We start from the raw sequence: 21,449 nt of genomic DNA, 5'->3' as shown, positions 1-21,449 counted from the left end.
CACGCAAAATATTACTTTTGGTTCTTAAAACAGAACGAATATGAAGAATAATGATTGGAAAGAACGGTTGAATGTTGTTTATTCTACCAATCCGGACTATAGTTATGAAATGGAAGATGATGGGGAACAGGTTACCCCGGAAGCTTCCAGGCAGAAGTTGCGTGTTCAATTGGATCGCAAGAATCGAGGAGGAAAAGTAGTCACACTTGTCACGGGTTTCGTAGGTACGGAAAATGACCTGAAGGAGTTAGGTAAATTACTGAAGTCTAAATGTGGCGTAGGTGGAAGTGCCAAAGACGGAGAAATCATCGTACAGGGAGATTTCAAGCAGAAAGTACTGGAACTACTTAAGAAAGAGGGATATACGCAGACTAAACCGGTCGGATAATCCAGACCATTTGTTTTCAGTAGGCATATCACTTCTTTCAAAAACAGCAAATATGCATAAAAAAACGACCGCTACGGAAACTCCGTGCGGTCGTTTTTTATATATATTGAGTTGAATTATTCAGCTTTCAAAGTGAAACGCTTGAAGTCTACAATCTTCAATTCAGGGTCAGCTGCTGCCAACACTTCTCTTACGGTCTTCTTAGAGTCCATGATATTTTCTTGGTTCAGCAAGCAAACTTCTTTCAAGAACTTAGCCAAACGACCTTTAGCAATGTTCTGAATCATTTGTTCGGGCAGATGTGCAGCCTTCTCAGCAGAAACAGTAGCAATGATTTCTTTTGCTTTTGCTATATCTTCAGCTGTAATCCAACCTTTAGCCATGTTGCTCTCCATGTGATCTTCGCTGTCCACGTGAGTCGGGTTGATACCTGCTTTCTTCAAAGCAGCCTCAACAGCCTTCTGTACCTGTTCTGCTTTGGTCTTCTCGATAGCAACTTCAATTTCTTTCTGCTTCACTTCTTCAGAAACACCATCCTCGTCAATTGCAATCGGGTTCATGGCAGCAATCTGCATAGCCACTTCCTTAGCCAACTGCTCGTCAACTTCTTTATTGAAAGCAACGATAGTGCAGAGACCATTTCTATTCATATGATTGTAAACAACAGTACTTGCACCCTCTACAGTCATGTAGCCGTCAAGTTCCATTTTCTCGCCTGTAATACCGCTACGGTCAGTCACTGCATCCTGTACAGTACCGTTACCCATCGGCAATGCTTTCACTTCATCCAAAGTTTTGCAGTTGTTAGCTACAGCAAGATCAAGAATATCCTGAGTCAATTTTATGAAATCAGCATTCTGAGCTACGAAGTCAGTTTCACACTTCAACGCAATGATTACGGCAAAGTTACCGGTAGTTTTAGCCAAAACACAACCTTCAGAAGCTTCACGGTCTGAACGCTTAGCGGCAACAGCCTGTCCCTTCTTGCGGATTATTTCTATTGCCTTGTCGAAATCGCCTTCAGCTTCCGTCAATGCATTCTTACAGTCCATCATACCTGCTCCGGTCATTTTACGGAGTTTGGTAATATCAGCCATTGTTACAGCCATAATATATTTTCTTTTTATAATTAATATTCTAAATGATAAAATGGTAAGATGATAGGATGGTAAGACGATATTATCATCTTATCATTTTACCATCTTACCATTCAATTATGATTAAGCCTCTTCGTCTTCCTTCAGGAAAGCAGCAGCTTTAGCTGCATTGATTGCTTCCTCGTCAGATTTGTCGAGTCTTGCTTTTGTAGCTTTCTTCTTGCCTTTATTGGCAGGAGCTTCACCAGCTGCTTCCATGTCTACTTTTTCAGCTTTTCTTTCTTCCAAACCTTCCTGCATAGCAGCGCAGCAAGCATCCAGAATTACTTCTATTGATTTAGTAGCATCATCATTAGCCGGGATAACGAAATCAATGTTAGAAGGATCAGAGTTCGTATCAACGATACCGAATACGGGGATACCCAAACGGTTAGCTTCGCGAACTGCAATATTTTCTTTCATAACATCAATAACGAACAGTGCAGACGGCAGACGAGTCAGGTCAGCAATAGAACCCAAAGTCTTGTCCAACTTAGCACGTTGACGTGAAATCTGCAGTACTTCTCTCTTAGACAGATTAGAATACGTACCGTCATTCGTCAATTTATCGATGGTAGCCATCTTCTTAACAGCCTTGCGGATTGTGGGGAAATTAGTTAACATACCGCCCGGCCAGCGCTCGATTACATAAGGCATATTTACAGCAGAAGCTTTGTCAGCAACCACTTGTTTAGCTTGTTTTTTAGTAGCAACGAACAGGACTTTCTTTCCTGATTTAGCAATTTGCTTCAAAGCTTCAGCAGCTTCGTCTACTTTAGCAACTGTTTTGTGGAGGTCAATGATGTGGATACCATTGCGTTCCATGAAAATATAAGGAGCCATTGCAGGATTCCACTTTCTTTTGAGGTGACCAAAGTGGCAACCGGCTTCCAATAATGTATCAAAATTTGTTCTTGACATCTTGTTTTTTCTTTAAATCGTTTACTTTCTTTTTTGTTTTTTCTAAACCAACCGCCGGGTAGTCTATCAATCCAGAGTCCCGGTAGTTTAGATACTAAACGCTCTTTCAGTTGAGAGTTGAGAGATAAAAGTTGAGAATTAAGCAACTTGTCCGCCCCAACATTTCTGCAACTCTTAACGTTTACTGAACTGGAATCTTCTACGAGCTTTCGGTTGTCCCGGTTTCTTACGTTCAACAGAACGCGGGTCACGAGTCATGAAGCCTTCAGCACGAAGAGCAGCTTTGTCTTCAGCATTCATCTTCACCAATGCGCGGGCAATAGCCAAACGCAAAGCCTGAGACTGACCGGTGAAACCACCACCGCAAAGATTTACTTTAATATCATATTTTTCAGCAACACCCAGCTTGCTCAGCGGTTGTTTTACTACATACTGAAGAATAGTTGATGGAAAGTACTCTGCAAGGTCTCTCTTGTTAATAGTAATCTTTCCTGTACCTTCGGTTACGAAAATGCGTGCAATTGCACTTTTACGTCTGCCTAATGCATTTACTACTTCCATATCTATTATTTAAGTAAGTTTATATCAATTGTTTTCGGGTTCTGAGCATCATGTTTGTGCTCGCTGCCAGCATATACGTACATATTGCTCAGCAATTTAGCGCCCAATTTGTTCTTAGGCAACATACCCTTTACTACTTTTCTCAACAGTCTGTCATCACCGTTCGGTTTAGCCTGCAGACGAGCAGGAGTCATTTCTCTCTGACCACCGGGATAACCTGTGTATGACAAATACACTTTGTCAGTCCACTTATTACCTGTCATTTTAACTTTGTCGGCATTGATAATGATTACATTATCACCGCAATCTACGTGAGGAGTAAAGTTTGGTTTATACTTCCCTCTCAACAGTTTCGCAACTTTTGCGCCCAGACGACCCAATACTTGGTCTGTAGCGTCAACAATAACCCATTCTTTGGTTACCGTAGCTTTGTTTGCAGAAATGGTCTTGTAACTTAAAGTATCCACTCTTGATTTGTTTTTTAAATGTTACTACTAAAAAAATCTTCATTACGGATTAGCCACCCCGGACAAAGGTGGATTAACTCGCTCTGAATTAATTGCTTATCCTTATTAGATAATAATCGGCTTGCAAAGGTACGGATTTTCCCAAAACTGGCAAACGTTTTCTTCTTTTTTTTAAAGAAGCTGACTATCAATCACAAGCAATGTTAGGACACAAAACAAGCAATGTTCCGATGCAAAAGATTGCTTGCTTTGCATCGGAACATTGCTTATTATATCCGGATAGCCCGTTTTAACGAACAATATCTTCAGGGAATACAGGCGGCATCGTTACCCGCTTCCAGGTTTCATGATACCAACAGTTCAATTCATTGCCATTCAAATCTTTAGAAATAAAATATTTCAGATGCATAAGCCCGCCTTCTCCCATCTCAAACTCCAGGACATTATCTTTATTATCCAGCATGGGCAGATGAATATTCTTCTCAATACTTTCCCGATAGCTATTGTCCGTCAGCTGGATATAGGTACCATATCCGGTGATTATGGCATCTTTGCCGGGAATAAGAGTGAAATTGACGATACGCCCGTCATCGCTCAATACCTTGAATGTGTTACTGGGCTTCAAAGCACCGGGAACATCCGGAATTTCGGATACATAGTGACACAGCTGCCAGATACCTTTCAAATCCGCTGGTTTGAAACTCGCCTTCTTCTGCGCTGCCGCTCCTGTTACCGCCAACAGCACTGCTGCCAACATGGTAATGAAATACTTCTTCTTCATGTTCGTATATATTTGGTTAACGTATAGGCATCTGACTGTCACAAATATAAGTAATTATTTTAATATTATAACAGTTTATTAGTAAAAAAAGAGCCCGCACAACAAGATTGTGCGGGCTACTTCACTTATTTATTTTAAGAGTTAGAACTCTGCATTACGCGGCGTACGCGGGAAAGGTATTACGTCACGAATATTTGCCATACCCGTCACGAACAGAAGCAAGCGTTCAAAACCCAGACCAAAACCGGAGTGAGGGCACGTACCGAATCTGCGGGTATCAAGATACCACCACATATCCTTCATCGGAATATGCATTTCGTCAATACGCGTCATCAGCTTGTCATAATCAGACTCACGCTCAGAGCCACCGATAATCTCACCAATCTTCGGAAATAATACGTCCATTGCACGTACTGTTTTACCATCTTCGTTCTGCTTCATGTAGAACGCTTTGATTTCCTTCGGATAGTCAGTCAAGATAACCGGACGCTTGAAGTGTTCTTCCACGAGATAACGTTCGTGCTCAGAAGCCAAGTCCACACCCCAGTATACCGGAAATTCGAACTTATGACCTTTAGCAACAGCCTCTTCCAGTATCTTGATGCCGTCCGTATAAGGCAAACGTACGAAAGATTCTTTCAATACACCTTGCAGACGTTCAATCAAGCCTTTGTCAAACATATCGTTCAGGAACTTCACGTCGTCAGCACAGTTATCCAAAGCCCACTTCACACAGAATTTGATAAACTCTTCCGCCAGATCCATATTGTCCGTAATATCGTTGAATGCTACTTCCGGTTCCACCATCCAGAACTCAGCCAAATGGCGTGGAGTATTGGAGTTTTCTGCACGAAATGTAGGGCCAAAAGTATAAATAGCGCCCAGTGCCGTAGCAGCAAGTTCACCTTCCAACTGTCCGGAAACCGTCAGACTGGTTTGCTTACCAAAGAAGTCGTCATCATAAATGATGGAACCGGCTTCATCTTTCTTCAAATCATAGAGGTTCTTCGTCGTTACCTGAAACATCTGTCCGGCACCTTCACAGTCAGATGCCGTAATGATAGGTGTATGGAAATAAACGAAGCCTTTCTGATGAAAGAAAGTATGGATAGCTATCGCCATGTTATGACGGATGCGGAACACCGCACCGAAAGTATTCGTACGGGGACGCAGGTGAGCAATCTCACGCAGGAATTCCAGCGTATGACCTTTCTTCTGCAAAGGATATGTATTATCACAAGTACCCAGCACTTCAATCTCACGAGCTTGAATCTCAGCTTTCTGACCGGAACCTACTGACTCCGTCAATTCACCGTTCACACTCAGACAGGCACCGGTGGTAATATCTTTCAGCATCTCCTCATCAAAGTTTGCCAAATCTACTACAACCTGCACATTATTTATTGTAGAACCGTCATTCAGGGCGATAAAATTAACTTGTTTACTACCTCTGCGGGTACGAACCCAGCCTTTCACGTTGACCATAGCGCCGAAATCTTCGCGCTTCAACACGTCAACAATCTTTGTTCTACTAATCTTTTCCATAAATTTGTGTTAAACCTCTATATTATATAATTACTCAAAAGAGCCCATGCGCAGGTAGTTTACTTCCTGTTCGCTCAAATAGCGCCATTCACCACGACGTAAGCCTTTCTTAGTCAGTCCGGCAAAGAATACGCGGTCGAGTTTGACTACCTTGTAACCCAGTGACTCAAATATACGACGAACAATACGGTTCTTACCTGAGTGAATTTCAATGCCCACTTCATCCCGTCTAACATCATCCGTATAACTGATAGCATCTGCATGTATTTCACCGTCATCCAACTGAATACCGGCTGCAATCTGATCCATATCAGCTTTCGTCACATTTTTATCTGTATGTACGTGATAAATCTTCTTCTTCAGGAACTTCGGATGTGTCAGTTTGGAAGCCAGGTCACCGTCGTTCGTCAGCAACAACACACCTGTAGTGTTACGGTCCAGACGACCTACCGGATAAATACGCTCATCGCAAGCACCCTTCACCAAATCCATTACTGTACGACGTGCCTGCGGATCATCCGAGGTAGTCACAGTGTCTTTCGGCTTATTCAGCAAGATATAAATCTTACGTTCAATGCTCACCATCTGATCATGGAACTTCACTTCGTCAGCACGTTTGATCTTAGTTCCGAGTTCTGTAACCACTACTCCATTTACTGAAACCACACCTGCCGTGATGAATTCATCCGCCTCACGACGAGAGCAGACACCTGCATTAGCCAGGAACTTGTTCAAACGGATCGGTTCATTAGGATCCGTAAACTGTTCCTTATATTCTATCTGTTTCTTACGGCTGTACTTTGCATTCGGATCATAATCCGGTGTACGACGCTGCTGGGGACGACCATATCCGCCTCTTCCGCCATCCGGATTGAAGCGTGGACGCTGCGGGCGGTCGCCATAAGAAGAACCTCCATAAGAAGAGCCACCATAAGAACGTTGTGGACGATCACCACCATCACCGCTATTATAGCGAGGACGATAAGGACGGTCGTTGTTATAAGAACGCTGTCCGTCACCACTATTGAAACGCGGGCGTTGGGGACGGTCACCATAAGAAGAGCCTCCATAAGAAGGACGCTGTGGACGATCACCACCATCACCGCTATTATAGCGAGGACGATAAGGACGGTCACCACCACTGTTGTTTCCATAAGAAGGACGTTGCGGACGATCGCCGCCTTCACGATTATAGGACGGACGATCACCATACGAGCGTTGCGGACGATCGCCACCCTCACGATTGTAAGACGGGCGGTCGCCATAAGAACGTTGTGGACGTTCACCACCTTCAGCATTAGGGTTAAAGCGCGGGCGATACGGGCGATCACTGCTGTAAGCACGCTGTGGGCGTTCGCCACTCTCGCTGTTAAAACGCGGACGATAGGGTCGGTCACCACCTTCACGGTTGTAAGACGGACGGCTGTAATTGTTTTCTCTTTCAAATCTGTTGCCTGAATTCTCCTCACTGGAAGAATCGTCACGCCAATTTTCGTTTTCTGTACTCATTGTTTTATTCGAATAAAATTAAACGTTGGCCTCACGGCCATTCTATTATCACTCTTATACCTTATATTATATATGTATACTATATTAACAATCGCCGGATTTAAAATGTTGGCTTCATTATACAGCTAAATTTAATATTTCCAGCTTAGATTCCTGTATATGTATGAGGAGTAATTGCACGCAATTCTTTCTTTATTTCCTCATCTACATTCAAACCTTCAATAAATTCCTTTATAGAAGCTTCCGTAATAGCCTGATTAGTGCGGGTTAAGGCCTTCAACGCCTCGTACGGATGCGGATATGCTTCACGGCGCAGAATTGTCTGAATAGCCTCAGCTACCACACTCCAGCAATTATCCAGATCGCGATAGATAGCCGTTTCGTTCAGCAACAATTTACGCAAACCTTTCAATGAGCTCTGAATGGCAATTACGATATGTCCGAACGGAACGCCTACGTTACGCAATACGGTAGAATCCGTCAGGTCACGTTGTAAGCGGGACACAGGCAGTTTCACCGACAAATGTTCCAGAATGGCACTTGCCACACCCAGATTACCTTCCGCATTTTCAAAGTCAATCGGATTCACTTTGTGCGGCATGGCGCTGGAACCTACTTCACCGGCTTTAATCTTCTGCTTGAAATATTCCATGGAAATATATTGCCAGAAGTCGCGGTTCATATCGATCATTACCGTATTTATGCGCTTCATAGCATCGAATACAGCAGACAGATTATCATAATTAGAAATCTGCGTAGTATATTCTTCACGTTCCAAACCCAGTTTTTCAGCAACAAACCGGTTACCAAATGCTTTCCAGTCGAACTCCGGATAAGCCACATGATGCGCATTGTAATTTCCGGTAGCACCACCGAACTTGGCAGTAAGCGGACAAGACTTCAAAGTAGCCAGCTGGCGTTCAAGACGATATACAAATACCATCACCTCTTTTCCCAAACGAGTAGGCGAAGCCGGCTGACCGTGTGTCTTGGCAAGCATAGGAATAGCCGTCCATTCTTCCGCATACGTACGAAGTTGCGCAATCAGTTCCTCTATTTGTGGATAATAAACCTGTTCCAAAGCCTCTTTGATAGACAAAGGAACGGAAGTATTATTGATATCCTGTGAAGTCAGTCCGAAATGAATAAACTCTTTGTAGTCATCCATTCCACCCATTTTATCAAACTCTTCTTTCAGGAAATATTCTACGGCTTTTACATCATGGTTCGTTACGCTCTCAATATCTTTGATACGCTGCGCGTCAGCTTCAGAGAAGTTACGATAGATATTTCTTAATGTTTCAAATACGTTTTTGTCTACGCCTTTTAATTGCGGCAAAGGCAATTCGCACAAGGTGATGAAGTATTCCACTTCCACTTGCACACGGTATTTTATCAAGGCAAATTCCGAGAAGTAAGCTGCCAAAGCATCTGTTTTTCCTCTGTATCGACCATCAATCGGAGAGATAGCAGTAAGTAAATCAAGTTCCATACGTGTATATTAGATAATTATCGAGCCGCAAAATTAGCTTTTTTTTCTGAGTAATAAGCCATAAAGGGGAAAGAAAGTTAGGTAAGGAAGTTAACAGATAAAAAAATAGCCTTACAATAACTTGTAAGACCACTCATTATAGAAATCGGATGTGGGCGCTGAGGGATTCGAACCCCCGACCCTCTGGGTGTAAACCAGATGCTCTGAACCAGCTGAGCTAAGCGCCCTTTTGTTCGAAAGTGTGCGGTTTTTAGTGTGGGCGCTGAGGGATTCGAACCCCCGACCCTCTGGGTGTAAACCAGATGCTCTGAACCAGCTGAGCTAAGCGCCCGTACACTTTCGTTTCAAAAGCGATGCAAAGGTACAGCTTATTTTGAGATTACCAAAATAATTGCGAACTATTTTCTAAGAAAAACATACAGAAAGATATATACTTATTGAAATTCAGCAATTTAACAAAGAACTTTTTTTTCATCAAAGAATCATCCTTATAACTCATGTTTTCTCTTCCCGGTTTACGGGAGGATATAACTTCCCGGTGGAAGTACCTTTTCTTTGCCAGCAGGCAATACCACTACAGCAGTAGTACCCGGAGGAACGACTACATGTATATTCACGATACGGTCTTGTTTCTTTATATCTACCCGTATATCGCCGTAAAGAGTAGGTACCACTGCCGATGCCTCGTTTAACATACCAAGCTGCGGAGCTACCCGAAAATGCTTGAAGCCAGGCTTCAGAGGTTCTATTCCGCATAACTTTTGACTCAATATAGTCAACGGACCACCGCTCCACGCATGGTTGATAGTACCACCCCCGAAACCTTCGGCACCTATTCCCCACCCCTCGAATAAGGTAGTATAAGGATATGCCATCATTTTAGTATACCGGCTACGCATACGCTCCAATGCAAAGTTCGGTTCCCCCATCACAAAGAGAGCTTCCATGATATATTTTTCCATATAGGGACTGGCATGATATTCCTTCTTGAAAACCTTCAGCAAAGCCTTATATCTTCCCACCGGAGCCAATCCACTCACAACGGCCATAGCCTGAGAGCGGTCATCAGTTTCACCTTTATACGATCTGGAACGATAAGCGGTACCCGTCCAATAACGATTATCAAAAGCAGCGGCAATACGCTTCATCATTTCGTCTACCCGATTGGCATCGTTTTGTTTATATAAATAAAGTGCGAATTCTTTCTCAGCCTTAAGAGCCAAATAATACCAACAAGTAGTAAGAACTTCCAGGTCAACGTCAGTCCCCCAGTCGCCCCAATTCCAGTCACCGGGACGGGGAATAGGAAATCCCTGCGCGTCCACCTCCCACACTTCATGCAGGTATTTTTTCATTCCCTCATAAATGTGAGGAACAAATGAATAATCACCACTATAAAATGCCTGTGTATAAAATCCATACCATCCGACAGAGGCAAGCATTTGCAGAGGCAACTCTTTACACCAGTTAGCCGATGGAACCGGAGAGGCAATAATCCCATCCGGCCGTTGCCAATTCATCAGTTCATAAATGCCTTTGACAGCCAATTGCCAGCCGCGCGGGTCGAGCGCATAGAAAGCTTCACCCAGCTCGTTCACTTCATCTCCCCACCACTGCGCACGTTCGCGATCAGGGCAATCCATATAATTGTCGCGCATGGTAATATATAAGGTACGGGCACTCCGTTTCCAGAGCTCGGTAAAGAAAGCATCATCACAGGTGAAAGTCCCCTTTATGTCTGCATTATAACCCGTTTCCCGATATTTAAGCCCCAATACTTCCACTCCGGCAGGAATCACATACAGCATTTCATGTCCGTTCATCCATCCAAAACTTTCATAGTTCTGTTCACCTTCGCGAGTAATATATTCCGCCCGCACATTGTTTGCACTGCCACCTGTATAATTATCAGTCAGCATACCAATCTTCAATCCGGCAGGAGCTTTCACATGCAAGTAAGGAGTAATCTGGCAATTATATGGCAGACGGCAACGAATAGTATCCCCGGTTTCATTCTTCACCACCTCCGGGTATTCCCTTAATCCGCTATCCTTCCACATAGGAATGGGACGAGGCACCAATTTTCCAAACGGCATTTCATTCGGAAAGCCAATTTCGATGGCCGGGCCTAACTTACCCTCAAAAGAAGGTTGATTCCAGCCTGCCAACTCTTTGCGTGCATCGAAGCGGATATTACTTTCGGACAAACGATAATTAGGGAATGGCGCTTCTGTATTCTGATAAGCCTGATACACACTGCACTGCCAATTCTTATCACTGACAATAGTCACCCCCGATGCCCGGGCACTAAAAAGCAGAGCAGCAGTCCCACTGTTTACATGACTGAACCCATTCTTTCCAAAATGCCACACTAACAAGGCAATAACATTGTTTCCTTTCTTCAGATAAGGAGCCATATCCACCCGGTCATAATAAGTAGCTCCGGGAGCCGGACCACGCTTCAGCCCACCTTCAAAAACTACCAGTTCTCCATTAATCCACAACCAGTATTTAGAGTCCACGGCAATGTTGGCAATCATCTCACCGGGAACACTGGGAAGCTCGATTGTTTTACGGAAACAAAGCCAAGTGTTCGGAGTACTTTGAGAATGTTCACTGCCAATCCATCTGGATTGGGGAAGAAAATCGTCTGCTGCTTTTAATTGTCCAGCCAACATACAAACTAAAACAATAAAGAAAAGGGGGATTTTTTTCATGGTTCAAGATCGTATTTTGATTTAACAGATAACTGAATTCACATCACTTCATCGTTCCGGCATTACCTTTCTGATCACCTTCGCCGGATTTCCTACCGCCACACTATCATCGGGTATGTTTTTCGTCACCACACTTCCGGCGCCAATAATACAGCGATCACCAATTGTTACGCCGGGACAAATAACAGCACCACCGCCAATCCAGCAATCCTCTCCTATCGTCACCGGATAGGCATATTCCTTCGGAGTACGACGTTCTACATAATCCATCGGATGTTGTGGAGTATAAATCTGCACACAAGGTCCCACCAATGTATGGGCACCAATCGTGATATAACCTCCGTCCAGAAAAGTACAATTTGCATTCACAAATACGTGTTCACCCAGACGTATACCATCCCCATGATCGCAATGGAAAGGCGGGCACACAACGGATGTCTCCGGTATTCCCGGTATCAGGTCTTCCAACAATCCTCTGTAAGCCTCATCGTAAGTACTCAATTGCCGCATCCTTGCCAACAACTTCTTGGCATATTCAAACTTTACCTGTACTTCCGGGGCAGACATATCCGCCAGTTGCGAACTACGCATTTTCTCTACTTCATTCATACTCCTGTTGATAAAGATTATAGTTTCAAAAAGTCCATCTACCCACAAAGATAGCCATAAAAAAAAGAGATGCCAATTTAGCATCTCTTTTTTAACTTCAGACAGATATCTTATTACTTATATTCCTGCCAGTTCTTGATAGCAATATCTTCCAACTTCAGTTCGCAGAATGCTTCGATGAAAGCACTTGCCAGACGAGCATTCGTAATCAACGGAATGTTATGGTCGATAGCACCACGACGGATACGGTAACCGTTCGTCAGTTCACGTTTCGTATGATTCTTCGGAATGTTGACAATCAAATCGAATTTGTGTTCGGCAATCATCTTCATCACGTTGTTCTCTGCATCAGGACGTTCATCGGGCCAGTAAACAGCTTCAGTGCCCACTCCATGAGCATTCAGGAAAGCGGCTGTACCTGCCGTTGCATAAATCTTATATCCTTTATTGAAGAGCATGCGGCTGGACTCCAGCAAATCTACTTTCGATTTCATGGCACCGGAAGAGAACATCACTCCCTTTTGAGGAATCTGGAAGCCGGTAGCAATCATGGCACTCAGCAATGCTTCGGAGAAATCATCACCGATACAGCCTACTTCACCGGTAGAAGACATATCCACACCCAGTACCGGGTCTGCCTTGTGCAGACGGGAGAAAGAGAACTGAGAAGCTTTCACACCAATCCAGTCGATATCGAATGCCGACTTGTCAGGACGAGTATAAGGAGCATCCAACATGATACGGGTAGCAGTTTCAATAAAGTTACGCTTCAGCACCTTAGACACGAACGGGAAACTACGTGAAGCACGAAGGTTACATTCGATTACCTTCACCTCATTGTTACGTGCCAGGAACTGAATATTGAACGGACCGGAGATATTGAGTTCCTTTGCAATCTGACGGCTGATTTTCTTGATACGACGTGCCGTAGCAAAGTAAATCTTCTGTGCAGGGAATACCAATGTAGCGTCACCGGAGTGTACACCGGCAAACTCCACATGCTCGGAAATAGCATATTCCACTACTTCACCATTCTGGGCAACAGCATCAAATTCTATTTCTTTTGTATTCTGCAAGAACTGAGAAATTACCACCGGATATTCTTTAGATACTTCAGCGGCCATTTTCAGGAAGTTCTCCAATTCTTCTTCATCGTAGCATACGTTCATCGCAGCACCCGAAAGTACATAAGACGGACGAACCAGTACCGGATAACCCACTTTCTCTACGAAACCTTTCACATCTTCCAGACTGGTAAGCTCTTGCCAAGCCGGCTGGTCGATACCCAGTTGGTCGAGCATAGCAGAGAACTTATTACGGTTTTCAGCACGGTCAATAGAAAGAGGAGAAGTTCCCAGGATGGGCACTGACTGACGATGCAGTTTCATTGCCAGGTTGTTCGGGATCTGTCCGCCTACAGATACGATTACGCCGCGCGGCTGTTCCAGATCAATAACATCGAGTACACGCTCAAAAGACAGTTCATCGAAGTAAAGACGATCGCACATATCATAGTCAGTAGATACGGTTTCAGGGTTATAGTTAATCATGATGGACTTGTAACCCAGCTTACGTGCAGTCTGCACGGCATTTACCGAACACCAGTCGAACTCTACGGAAGACCCGATACGGTAAGCACCGGAACCCAGTACAACCACTGACTTTTCATTCTTGTAATAGTTTACGTCATAACCCTCAACGGCATACGTCATGTACAGATAATTAGTCAGTTCAGGATGCTCGGAAGCAATCGTATTGATACGTTTTACAGCCGGCAGGATGCCCAACTCTTTACGACGTGCACGCACCATCAGATTTTCTTTCTCCATATTGCCTTGCGGTTCGAGTACGAAACGCGCAATCTGGAAGTCAGAGAAGCCCAGCACTTTTGCCTGACGCAATACGTCGGCCGGAATATCTTCCACCTTATTATATTGGGAAAGTTTCAACTTATAGTCAACAATGTTCTTCAACTTGCCAAGGAACCAGGGATCAATCTTGGTCAGGTCAAAGATGCGGTCTATCGTATAGCCATTCTCCAAAGCTTCAGCAATAGCAAATACACGCAAGTCGGTAGGACGTGAAAGCTCACGATCCAGATCATCGAAGTGCAGGTCGTTGCCTACAAATCCGTGCATACCCTGACCGATCATACGCAAACCTTTCTGGATGATTTCTTCGAAAGAACGTCCGATAGACATGATTTCACCTACAGACTTCATGCTGGAACCGATTTCACGGGATACACCTACGAACTTCGTCAAGTCCCAACGAGGAATCTTACAAATCAGATAATCCAGTTGCGGAGCTACATACGCTGAATACGGAGTACCCATTTCACCAATCTGATCGAGCGTATAGCCCAATGCGATCTTAGCGGCCACGAATGCCAACGGATAACCCGTAGCCTTAGAAGCCAAAGCAGAAGAACGCGACAGACGGGCATTCACCTCAATCACACGGTAGTCGTTAGTTTCCGCATTAAATGCATACTGAATGTTACATTCGCCCACAATGCCCAGATGACGGATACACTTCGTAGAAAGATCTTGCAACATCTTCACCTGCTCGTCAGTCAGCGAACAAGTCGGAGCCACTACAATAGACTCTCCCGTATGGATACCCAGCGGGTCGAAATTTTCCATGCTTGCCACCGTGAAGCAGTGGTCGTTAGCATCGCGGATTACTTCGAACTCAATTTCTTTCCAACCTTTCAGAGACTCTTCTACAAGAATTTGTTTAGAGAAAGCGAAAGAGCTTTCGGCCAACTTCAGGAATTCTTCTTTATCCTGGCAGATGCCGCTACCCAAACCGCCCAGTGCATAAGCGGAACGAACCATAACCGGAAAACCGATGCGTTCAGCAGCAGCAATTGCATCTTCCATACTTTCTACAGCCTGGCTGACGGGAGTTTTCATATCGATCTCGTCCAGCTTCTTCACGAAGAGGTCACGGTCTTCCGTATACATGATAGCTTCCACCGAAGTTCCTAATACGCGCACACCGTACTTAGCCAGCACACCGCTTGTGTACAACTCGGCACCGCAGTTCAGAGCCGTCTGACCACCGAAGGCCAACAGAATACCATCGGGACGTTCTTTCTTGATGATTTCTTCTACGAAATAAGTGGTTACAGGCAAGAAATAAACCTGATCTGCAATACCTTCCGATGTTTGGATAGTAGCAATATTCGGGTTCACCAACACTGAACTGATACCTTCTTCACGCAGAGCCTTCAATGCCTGCGAACCGGAATAGTCGAACTCCCCGGCCTGACCGATCTTGAGTGCACCTGAGCCCAAGACCAACACTTTCTTCAAATTCTTTTCCATATATTCTCTTGTTGTCTATTAAGTTTCTTCCTATACATTCGGGCACAAAAAAAATGCGTTACCCAACAAAGGATTAACGCATTACCAAAGAACTAACAATATCTTCTCAGAGAAAGAGAAATCATCGACTAACGAATGAAATTCATTCGAATACAGATTATATGTATCTCTTTTTCCGTGTTGTTGCATCGTTGTTTTAAAATTTGTGCAAAGTAACGACTTATTTCGATAATAAACAAATTTAGAGCCTGTCTTTATTCTCTATATTTATTTAAAATAGCAATTGCCTCCTATTAAGCTATTTAAAAGCATGATATAGTACCGCCATTAGTTTCATCAGCTGAAACTTGTAGTTTCATGCCTTGAAACTATCAGTTTCTCGGTGTGAAACTACAGGTTTCAAGGCATGAAACCGCCAGTTCCACACCGAGAAACTAATCACCACTTATAGACTTCCGAATAAGACTCAAACTGAAGTGCGTCGGTAATGCCGTTCTGAGTAAATATATGCCTGATATATCGTTGACCTTCAGGCGTAATGAAACGCTCTTTACGGTAGATCCGATAATAATGTGTCTTGCCGAAGTAGGAAACAATCTGGTGCCGCATATCGGCTGCCAAGCTAAGAGGAACATCGTCAAATAAGTTTCTTACCCCCCATGCCACACGTATCTTCTGGATAGGCAGGAAATAGGAACACTGAGAAGAATCGGCAGGAACAGCTGCCGGACTGAGAATTGTAATCAAAGGTTTATCAGCCGTGCAATGCCGCGCAGCCAAACGGCGCAAGCAAGTATCTGACCTGGAACAATCGTCCTTGAAACAATGAATAAACCCTTGAGGGACCGCTTGATAATCAAAATCTGTTTTCATCGCGTTTTATATTAAGTATATTTCCACAAAGGTAAACTCTTTTTTCAGGAAAAGCAACAAGAGTATAGTTTCTCTTTCGCTTCTCTAAAGAATTATGAAGCTAAAGTCAGAGAAAAGCGTTACCTTTGTATTCATTTTCAAAGAAAAACATAATAAATAGAATAATATAAATATGTCTAAAGAGAAAATCATCCTCACGGGCGACCGCCCTACAGGACGCCTGCACATAGGACATTATGTGGGCTCATTGAGAAGAAGAGTGGAGTTGCAGAACTCCGGTTTGTATGACAAGATATTCGTTTTCATTGCCGATGCACAAGCATTGACTGACAATGTGGACAACCCGGAAAAGGTACGTCAGAATGTTATCGAAGTGGCGCTTGACTATCTGGCATGCGGACTGGACCCGGCAAAAAGCACTATCTTCATTCAATCTCAGATTGCCGAACTGTGCGAATTGAGTTTTTACTTCATGAATATGGTGACCGTAAGCCGCCTGCAACGTAATCCTACAGTAAAGGCAGAAATTCAGTTGCGCAACTTCGACGCCAGCATCCCAGTAGGTTTCTTCACCTACCCCATCAGCCAGACTGCGGACATTGCCGCTTTCAAGGCAACAACTGTCCCTGTGGGCGAAGATCAGGAACCAATGTTGGAACAGGCACGCGAAATCGTTCGTCGCTTCAACTATATCTATGGCGAAACACTGGTTGAGCCGGAAATCCTCCTGCCCGAAAACGCCGCCTGTCTGCGCCTGCCCGGAACAGACGGAAAAGCCAAGATGAGTAAGAGCCTGGGCAACTGTATCTACCTCTCCGACTCTGCCGACGAAGTACAGAAGAAAGTGAAAGGTATGTATACCGATCCCGACCACTTGCGTGTACAAGACCCGGGTAAAGTAGAAGGTAACCCTGTATTTACTTATCTGGATGCTTTCTGCCGCCCCGAACACTTCGGCCTTTACCTGCCCGAATATCCGAACCTCGATGAACTGAAAGCACATTATCAGCGTGGCGGTCTGGGTGATATGAAGGTGAAAGGATTCCTTAACTCCATCATGCAGGAAACGCTGGAACCGATTCGCAATCGTCGCAAAGAATTTGAAAAAGACATTCCTGCCATCTATGACATGCTGAAGAAAGGTTGCGACGCAGCACGCGAAGTTGCCGCCGCTACATTGGATGATGTACGCAAAGCAATGAAAATCAACTATTTCGACGATACGAAACTGATAGCAGAACAAGTGAAGAAATTCAGCGGAGAATAAAAAACAATATCCTCTGTTACGAGTAACGCCCTGGCCTCCCGTAGAATCTACGAGAGAACAGGGCGTTCCCTTTTTAATGGAAAGACTATATTTAGTTAGCAGATTTCACTAATACCACACGGTTCAGGATCGGTTGACCAAATTTGTCTACACCACCACCGGCTTCCACATTCAAGCGATCGGCAGCAATACCGTAATTCTTAACCAATGCATTCTTAACAGCTTGTGCACGTTTCAAGCTCAACTCCTTGTTGAATGCCGGAGTACCGGTTGCAGAGTCAGCATAACCGTTTACGGTGTACGTTGCATTCGGGAACTGTTTCATTTGTTCTGCCAGATAAGACAGGTTCATGATTTCACGCGGAGACAATTCAGCAGAACCAATCTGGAAGAATACGGTACGCGGTGCGATATCCGGATCCGGAACAATCACCTGTGTTTCTGTTACTTCAGCCACCGGCTGGTTTTCAGCCTGTACCAATGCATTCTTCAATTCTGCATTCTGTGCACCCATCATAGCCAACTTATCCTGCATGGCTGCCAGTTCGATCTGAGAGATCAACTGCGGCATCGGGCGACGGAAACCACGGGCGGGGAAACGATAAGTCAGACCAACCGTAGCGCTCAATACGCCATCATATCCGTGATCACCACCTACTTCACCATCAAATTTATCTTCAGCAGCCATTGCGCTCAATTCCAGGTTAATATCTACCGCATTCGAAATACGGAATTTATTGATAATACCTGCATTCACGGACAAAGCTTCGCGATGAGGTTTGGAGTAATTGTGAGTGAAACCGGCACCTACATAAGGAATAATCTCATAAACACGATGCTGATTATAACCTCCGAAAAGAGCATTCAGATTGAACATCACGTCACCGTGCAAGTTCATATAGTCAAAACGTTGTTTATAGTAACCGTCTTTCAGCTCGGCACCCTTCACGTAGTCGGCACCTTTATCATAAGTAAAGCCTCTAGCCTGCAAACCGCTATATTGCAGACGCAATCCCAAACCGGGAGTAAACCATTTACCGACAGAGATATTCAATGTAGGACTGATACGCTTACCAAAACTTCCTGCACTATCATTATCACCAAAAGTAGCTTCAGCACCGCCGCCGATAGAGAAGAACCAATTACTCCAGAAAGGATTGGTGATTACCTGATATTTATCCTGTACCTGGATAATTTCGTATTCGACTACTTCAGTCTTCTGTTGCGCCATAGCAGCAGAAGACAAACCGGCCAAAGCCAGTAACATTAGAATCTTTTTCATATACCTTAAATAGTTAAGTGGTTAATTTAAATTCATTATTGTAACTGTTTAAATAACACCATCCGAACTAAAAGGTTTTACGAAGATAGTTTTTTTTGTTCCGACCGCGCCACAAGCCGGGCAGGAAGGCTTCTATACAGATAAATAAATAATGATTCGCCCCTACAAGCACCTTAATCAGTCCTGTAGGGGCGAATATCATTCACACGTATGTGCAAAATTGTTTTAACAAATAGATTATACTACTTTAACGAGCAAATAGTTTTTCAATATCTTCTTCTTTAATCGTTGACAATACGGTACGTCCATCCGGTGTATAATTCGGAGTAGGACAAGCAAACAGATTATCTACCAGATTAGCCATTTCTTCATTGCTCAACACCTGGCCGTAAACAATGGCAGCAGCCTTCGCCAGTGTCAGAGCCAACATCGTTTGCACTTCTTCCTTCACGTCATTTCCCTTTTCCATTGCCGTATGCACCATATTACGCACCAGCTCCACCGGATTCAACCCTTCAATGCCGGACGGAATGCCATTGATCGCATAACTTCCTCCTCCCAGAGGTGTCAGTTCAAACCCAACTGCCGAGAAGTCTTCCATGATACTTTCCAACACCGCAGCTTCCGAAGCGGGCAATTGCACGATTTCAGGAAACAAAACTCCTTGAGAAACCCCTTGTTTCTGACGTATTTGATTCATATAACGTTCAAACAACACCCGGATATGCGCCCGGTGCTGGTCTATCAGCATCAAACCGGATTTTACCGAAGTCAGAATAAAGCGCCCTTTGAATTGAAAATGCTGCGCACCTTTCTCCACTGCCGGTTCGTTGGTATACAACGATGCAGATGGAGAGGATACAGTTTCCGTCTCCTGAACATACGGAGTACGTTCTTCGGACATATCTACCGATGCAGGTGCAGAAGTCCAGTCCGTTTCGTCTACAAAAGGTTCTTCTTCCATAGGCGTATTCATCTTGCTGGCTTTCTCCAGACCATCATACAGTCCTTCCCAATCCACTTTCGGCCGGGAATAGCTGCCCCCACCACTATAAGAGGAAGCTGAAGAAGTCTTGAACGGATTGAAGTCTGAATTATAATGCACCTTCGGAGGCTCTATCGGACGAGTCTGATCGAATGCGGGAATATCCGGCATACCTTCCGTATCGAAATCAATGGACGGCACAGCATTGAATTTACCCAATGACTCTTTTACCGCTGCGGAAACGATCTGCCAAATTGCCTGCTCGTTTTCAAACTTAATCTCGGTTTTGGTAGGATGTATATTCACATCAATGTTGGCCGGGTCCACATCAAAGTAAATGAAATAGGAAATCTGTTCGCCTGCCGGAATCAATTGTTCATAAGCATCCATCACCGCTTTATGGAAATATGGATGACGCATATAACGCCCGTTCACAAAGAAATACTGATGAGCTCCTTTCTTACGCGCCGTCTCCGGTTTGGCAACAAAGCCAGATACCTTCACCATAGTAGTATCCACATCTACCGACAGCAGATGCTGGTTCAACTTCTTGCCAAATACGGCAAGAATGCGTTGGCGAAGTGGCATCGCAGGCAGGTTGAATAATTCGGTATCATTACTATATAAGTAGAAAGCCACTTCGGGATGTACCAGAGCTATGCGTTCAAATTCAGTAAGGATATTGCTCAATTCCGTCGAGTTCGCTTTCAGGAACTTGCGGCGGGCAGGTATATTAAAGAATAAGTTCTTAATGGAAAAGTTACTTCCTTTAGGACACGAAACGGCTTCCTGACTTTCTACTTTAGAGCCGGCTATCACAATCCGTGTACCCAGTTCCTCATTCGCCATACGGGTTTTGAGTTCTACTTCCGCCACCGCAGCAACAGAAGCCAACGCCTCTCCACGGAATCCCATCGTGCGCAAGGCAAATAAATCGGCAGCCTGCCTTATCTTAGAGGTGGCATGGCGTTCGAAAGCAAGGCGCGCATCCGTTTCGGACATGCCTTTACCATCGTCAATCACCTGTATACAGGTTTTCCCTGCATCCGTCACCAATACGTGTATTTCTTGTGCTTCGGCATCAATCGCATTCTCTACCAATTCCTTAATGACGGACGCCGGACGCTGAATCACCTCTCCGGCAGCAATCTGATTGGCAACCGAATCGGGCAGCAAATGAATTATGTCGCTCATGATAATTACAAATTATGAATTATGAATTACAAATAACGAATAACAACAGGTTCCATGATGCTACATTGTAATTCGTAATTTGTAACTCGTAATTAAATTAAATGATTCCGGTGCTTATGGCATACCACAAGTATATCAGCAAAGCAATAATCACCAGTATCACCCCCAGGTGTACCGGTTTACGCCCGCTTTCCTTGCGTCGTTTCAAGTGGGTAGTGCCTTCAACGAACTTTCCCCGGATATCTTCCGGCGAAAACTCCTTCTCAGGCAACATTCCCAATTCACGTTTGGCGCTTTCTTCCATCTTCGCCAACTTCTCTTTCCGCTCATCCACATATATATATGGATGATTAAAGCCACGAGGCTTTCTCATTGTGAACATTCCCATAG

17 protein-coding genes and 2 tRNA genes are annotated in these 21,449 nt (G+C 44.2%); 2 read left to right on the top strand and 17 right to left on the bottom strand.

The window, feature by feature from the left end:
• Positions 1-40: 40 nt before the first annotated feature.
• Positions 41-388 (top strand): translation initiation factor, encoded by a 348-nt coding sequence (locus K429_RS0101870; RefSeq protein WP_007210473.1) that lies wholly within the window; start codon positions 41-43, stop codon positions 386-388.
• A 116-nt stretch (positions 389-504) separates the two neighbouring features.
• Here K429_RS0101870 and tsf read toward each other — a convergent pair whose 3' ends face one another.
• The 14 genes from tsf to K429_RS0101795 all read right to left on the bottom strand — a co-directional run bounded on the left by tsf (position 505) and on the right by K429_RS0101795 (position 16,331).
• Complete coding sequence (gene tsf / locus K429_RS0101865; RefSeq protein ID WP_007210472.1) at positions 505-1,497, bottom strand: translation elongation factor Ts; 993 nt, start codon at positions 1,495-1,497, stop codon at positions 505-507.
• Between the two features lie 111 nt (positions 1,498-1,608).
• Positions 1,609-2,445 carry a 30S ribosomal protein S2 gene (gene rpsB / locus K429_RS0101860; protein WP_007210471.1) on the bottom strand — a complete coding sequence of 279 codons (837 nt, stop codon included), beginning with the start codon at positions 2,443-2,445 and terminating at the stop codon, positions 1,609-1,611.
• Between the two features lie 174 nt (positions 2,446-2,619).
• Positions 2,620-3,006 (bottom strand): 30S ribosomal protein S9, encoded by a 387-nt coding sequence (rpsI, locus tag K429_RS0101855; protein WP_007210470.1) that lies wholly within the window; start codon positions 3,004-3,006, stop codon positions 2,620-2,622.
• A 5-nt stretch (positions 3,007-3,011) separates the two neighbouring features.
• A complete protein-coding gene (rplM, locus tag K429_RS0101850) occupies positions 3,012-3,473 on the bottom strand; it encodes a 50S ribosomal protein L13 (protein WP_007210469.1) in 462 nt (153 codons plus the stop codon).
• Between the two features lie 289 nt (positions 3,474-3,762).
• A complete protein-coding gene (locus K429_RS0101845; RefSeq protein ID WP_007210466.1) occupies positions 3,763-4,254 on the bottom strand; it encodes a DUF4488 domain-containing protein in 492 nt (163 codons plus the stop codon).
• Between the two features lie 141 nt (positions 4,255-4,395).
• Positions 4,396-5,799: an asparagine--tRNA ligase gene (asnS, locus tag K429_RS0101840; protein WP_007210465.1), complete on the bottom strand. Its 1,404-nt coding sequence runs from the start codon at positions 5,797-5,799 to the stop codon at positions 4,396-4,398.
• 30 nt (positions 5,800-5,829) lie between these two features.
• On the bottom strand, positions 5,830-7,308 hold the full coding sequence (locus K429_RS0101835) for a pseudouridine synthase (protein WP_025725851.1): 1,479 nt from the start codon (positions 7,306-7,308) through the stop codon (positions 5,830-5,832).
• Positions 7,309-7,453: 145 nt separating this feature from the next.
• Positions 7,454-8,800, bottom strand: coding sequence for an adenylosuccinate lyase (purB, locus tag K429_RS0101830; RefSeq protein ID WP_007218728.1), 1,347 nt, complete (start codon positions 8,798-8,800; stop codon positions 7,454-7,456).
• A 152-nt stretch (positions 8,801-8,952) separates the two neighbouring features.
• Positions 8,953-9,027: transfer RNA gene (locus K429_RS0101825), tRNA-Val, on the bottom strand.
• 29 nt (positions 9,028-9,056) lie between these two features.
• Positions 9,057-9,131, bottom strand: a tRNA-Val gene (locus tag K429_RS0101820).
• A 184-nt stretch (positions 9,132-9,315) separates the two neighbouring features.
• Positions 9,316-11,517: an alpha-L-rhamnosidase C-terminal domain-containing protein gene (locus tag K429_RS0101810; protein ID WP_025725850.1), complete on the bottom strand. Its 2,202-nt coding sequence runs from the start codon at positions 11,515-11,517 to the stop codon at positions 9,316-9,318.
• A gap of 48 nt (positions 11,518-11,565) precedes the next feature.
• Positions 11,566-12,126 carry a sugar O-acetyltransferase gene (locus tag K429_RS0101805; RefSeq protein ID WP_022209484.1) on the bottom strand — a complete coding sequence of 187 codons (561 nt, stop codon included), beginning with the start codon at positions 12,124-12,126 and terminating at the stop codon, positions 11,566-11,568.
• 113 nt (positions 12,127-12,239) lie between these two features.
• Positions 12,240-15,458: a carbamoyl-phosphate synthase (glutamine-hydrolyzing) large subunit gene (gene carB / locus K429_RS0101800; RefSeq protein WP_025725849.1), complete on the bottom strand. Its 3,219-nt coding sequence runs from the start codon at positions 15,456-15,458 to the stop codon at positions 12,240-12,242.
• A 438-nt stretch (positions 15,459-15,896) separates the two neighbouring features.
• Positions 15,897-16,331: a DUF6078 family protein gene (locus K429_RS0101795; protein ID WP_007210424.1), complete on the bottom strand. Its 435-nt coding sequence runs from the start codon at positions 16,329-16,331 to the stop codon at positions 15,897-15,899.
• Positions 16,332-16,503: 172 nt separating this feature from the next.
• Between K429_RS0101795 and trpS the strand changes: the two genes are divergently transcribed.
• A complete protein-coding gene (gene trpS / locus K429_RS0101790; protein ID WP_025725848.1) occupies positions 16,504-17,598 on the top strand; it encodes a tryptophan--tRNA ligase in 1,095 nt (364 codons plus the stop codon).
• Between the two features lie 91 nt (positions 17,599-17,689).
• Here the strand turns inward: trpS and K429_RS0101785 are convergent, their stop codons facing one another.
• The 3 genes from K429_RS0101785 to K429_RS0101775 form a co-directional block, all read right to left on the bottom strand.
• Positions 17,690-18,880, bottom strand: a complete 1,191-nt coding sequence (locus K429_RS0101785; RefSeq protein ID WP_007210422.1) for an OmpA family protein — start codon at positions 18,878-18,880, stop codon at positions 17,690-17,692.
• Between the two features lie 247 nt (positions 18,881-19,127).
• Positions 19,128-21,059: a DNA mismatch repair endonuclease MutL gene (gene mutL, locus K429_RS0101780; RefSeq protein ID WP_007218721.1), complete on the bottom strand. Its 1,932-nt coding sequence runs from the start codon at positions 21,057-21,059 to the stop codon at positions 19,128-19,130.
• 97 nt (positions 21,060-21,156) lie between these two features.
• The gene (locus K429_RS0101775) at positions 21,157-21,447 is read right to left on the bottom strand and encodes a hypothetical protein (RefSeq protein ID WP_007210305.1); all 291 of its coding nucleotides are present in this window, start codon (positions 21,445-21,447) and stop codon (positions 21,157-21,159) included.
• Positions 21,448-21,449 lie beyond the last annotated feature (2 nt).

This window comes from Bacteroides sp. 14(A), assembly GCF_000526555.1.
GTDB classification, from domain to species: Bacteria; Bacteroidota; Bacteroidia; order Bacteroidales; family Bacteroidaceae; genus Bacteroides; species Bacteroides cellulosilyticus.
The sequence above is the reverse complement of the archived record's forward strand: the minus strand, read 5'-3'. Positions and strand labels throughout refer to the sequence as shown.

Coding starts and splice junctions, on each gene's coding strand:
- K429_RS0101870 (WP_007210473.1), top strand. CDS start 41: ATGAAGAATAATGATTGGAAAGAACGGTTGAATGTTGTTTATTCTACC.
- K429_RS0101845 (WP_007210466.1), bottom strand. CDS start 4,254: ATGAAGAAGAAGTATTTCATTACCATGTTGGCAGCAGTGCTGTTGGCG.
- K429_RS0101805 (WP_022209484.1), bottom strand. CDS start 12,126: ATGAATGAAGTAGAGAAAATGCGTAGTTCGCAACTGGCGGATATGTCT.
- K429_RS0101795 (WP_007210424.1), bottom strand. CDS start 16,331: ATGAAAACAGATTTTGATTATCAAGCGGTCCCTCAAGGGTTTATTCAT.
- K429_RS0101835 (WP_025725851.1), bottom strand. CDS start 7,308: ATGAGTACAGAAAACGAAAATTGGCGTGACGATTCTTCCAGTGAGGAG.
- carB (WP_025725849.1), bottom strand. CDS start 15,458: ATGGAAAAGAATTTGAAGAAAGTGTTGGTCTTGGGCTCAGGTGCACTC.
- rpsB (WP_007210471.1), bottom strand. CDS start 2,445: ATGTCAAGAACAAATTTTGATACATTATTGGAAGCCGGTTGCCACTTT.
- mutL (WP_007218721.1), bottom strand. CDS start 21,059: ATGAGCGACATAATTCATTTGCTGCCCGATTCGGTTGCCAATCAGATT.
- K429_RS0101785 (WP_007210422.1), bottom strand. CDS start 18,880: ATGAAAAAGATTCTAATGTTACTGGCTTTGGCCGGTTTGTCTTCTGCT.
- K429_RS0101775 (WP_007210305.1), bottom strand. CDS start 21,447: ATGGGAATGTTCACAATGAGAAAGCCTCGTGGCTTTAATCATCCATAT.
- K429_RS0101810 (WP_025725850.1), bottom strand. CDS start 11,517: ATGAAAAAAATCCCCCTTTTCTTTATTGTTTTAGTTTGTATGTTGGCT.
- asnS (WP_007210465.1), bottom strand. CDS start 5,799: ATGGAAAAGATTAGTAGAACAAAGATTGTTGACGTGTTGAAGCGCGAA.
- rpsI (WP_007210470.1), bottom strand. CDS start 3,006: ATGGAAGTAGTAAATGCATTAGGCAGACGTAAAAGTGCAATTGCACGC.
- tsf (WP_007210472.1), bottom strand. CDS start 1,497: ATGGCTGTAACAATGGCTGATATTACCAAACTCCGTAAAATGACCGGA.
- purB (WP_007218728.1), bottom strand. CDS start 8,800: ATGGAACTTGATTTACTTACTGCTATCTCTCCGATTGATGGTCGATAC.
- trpS (WP_025725848.1), top strand. CDS start 16,504: ATGTCTAAAGAGAAAATCATCCTCACGGGCGACCGCCCTACAGGACGC.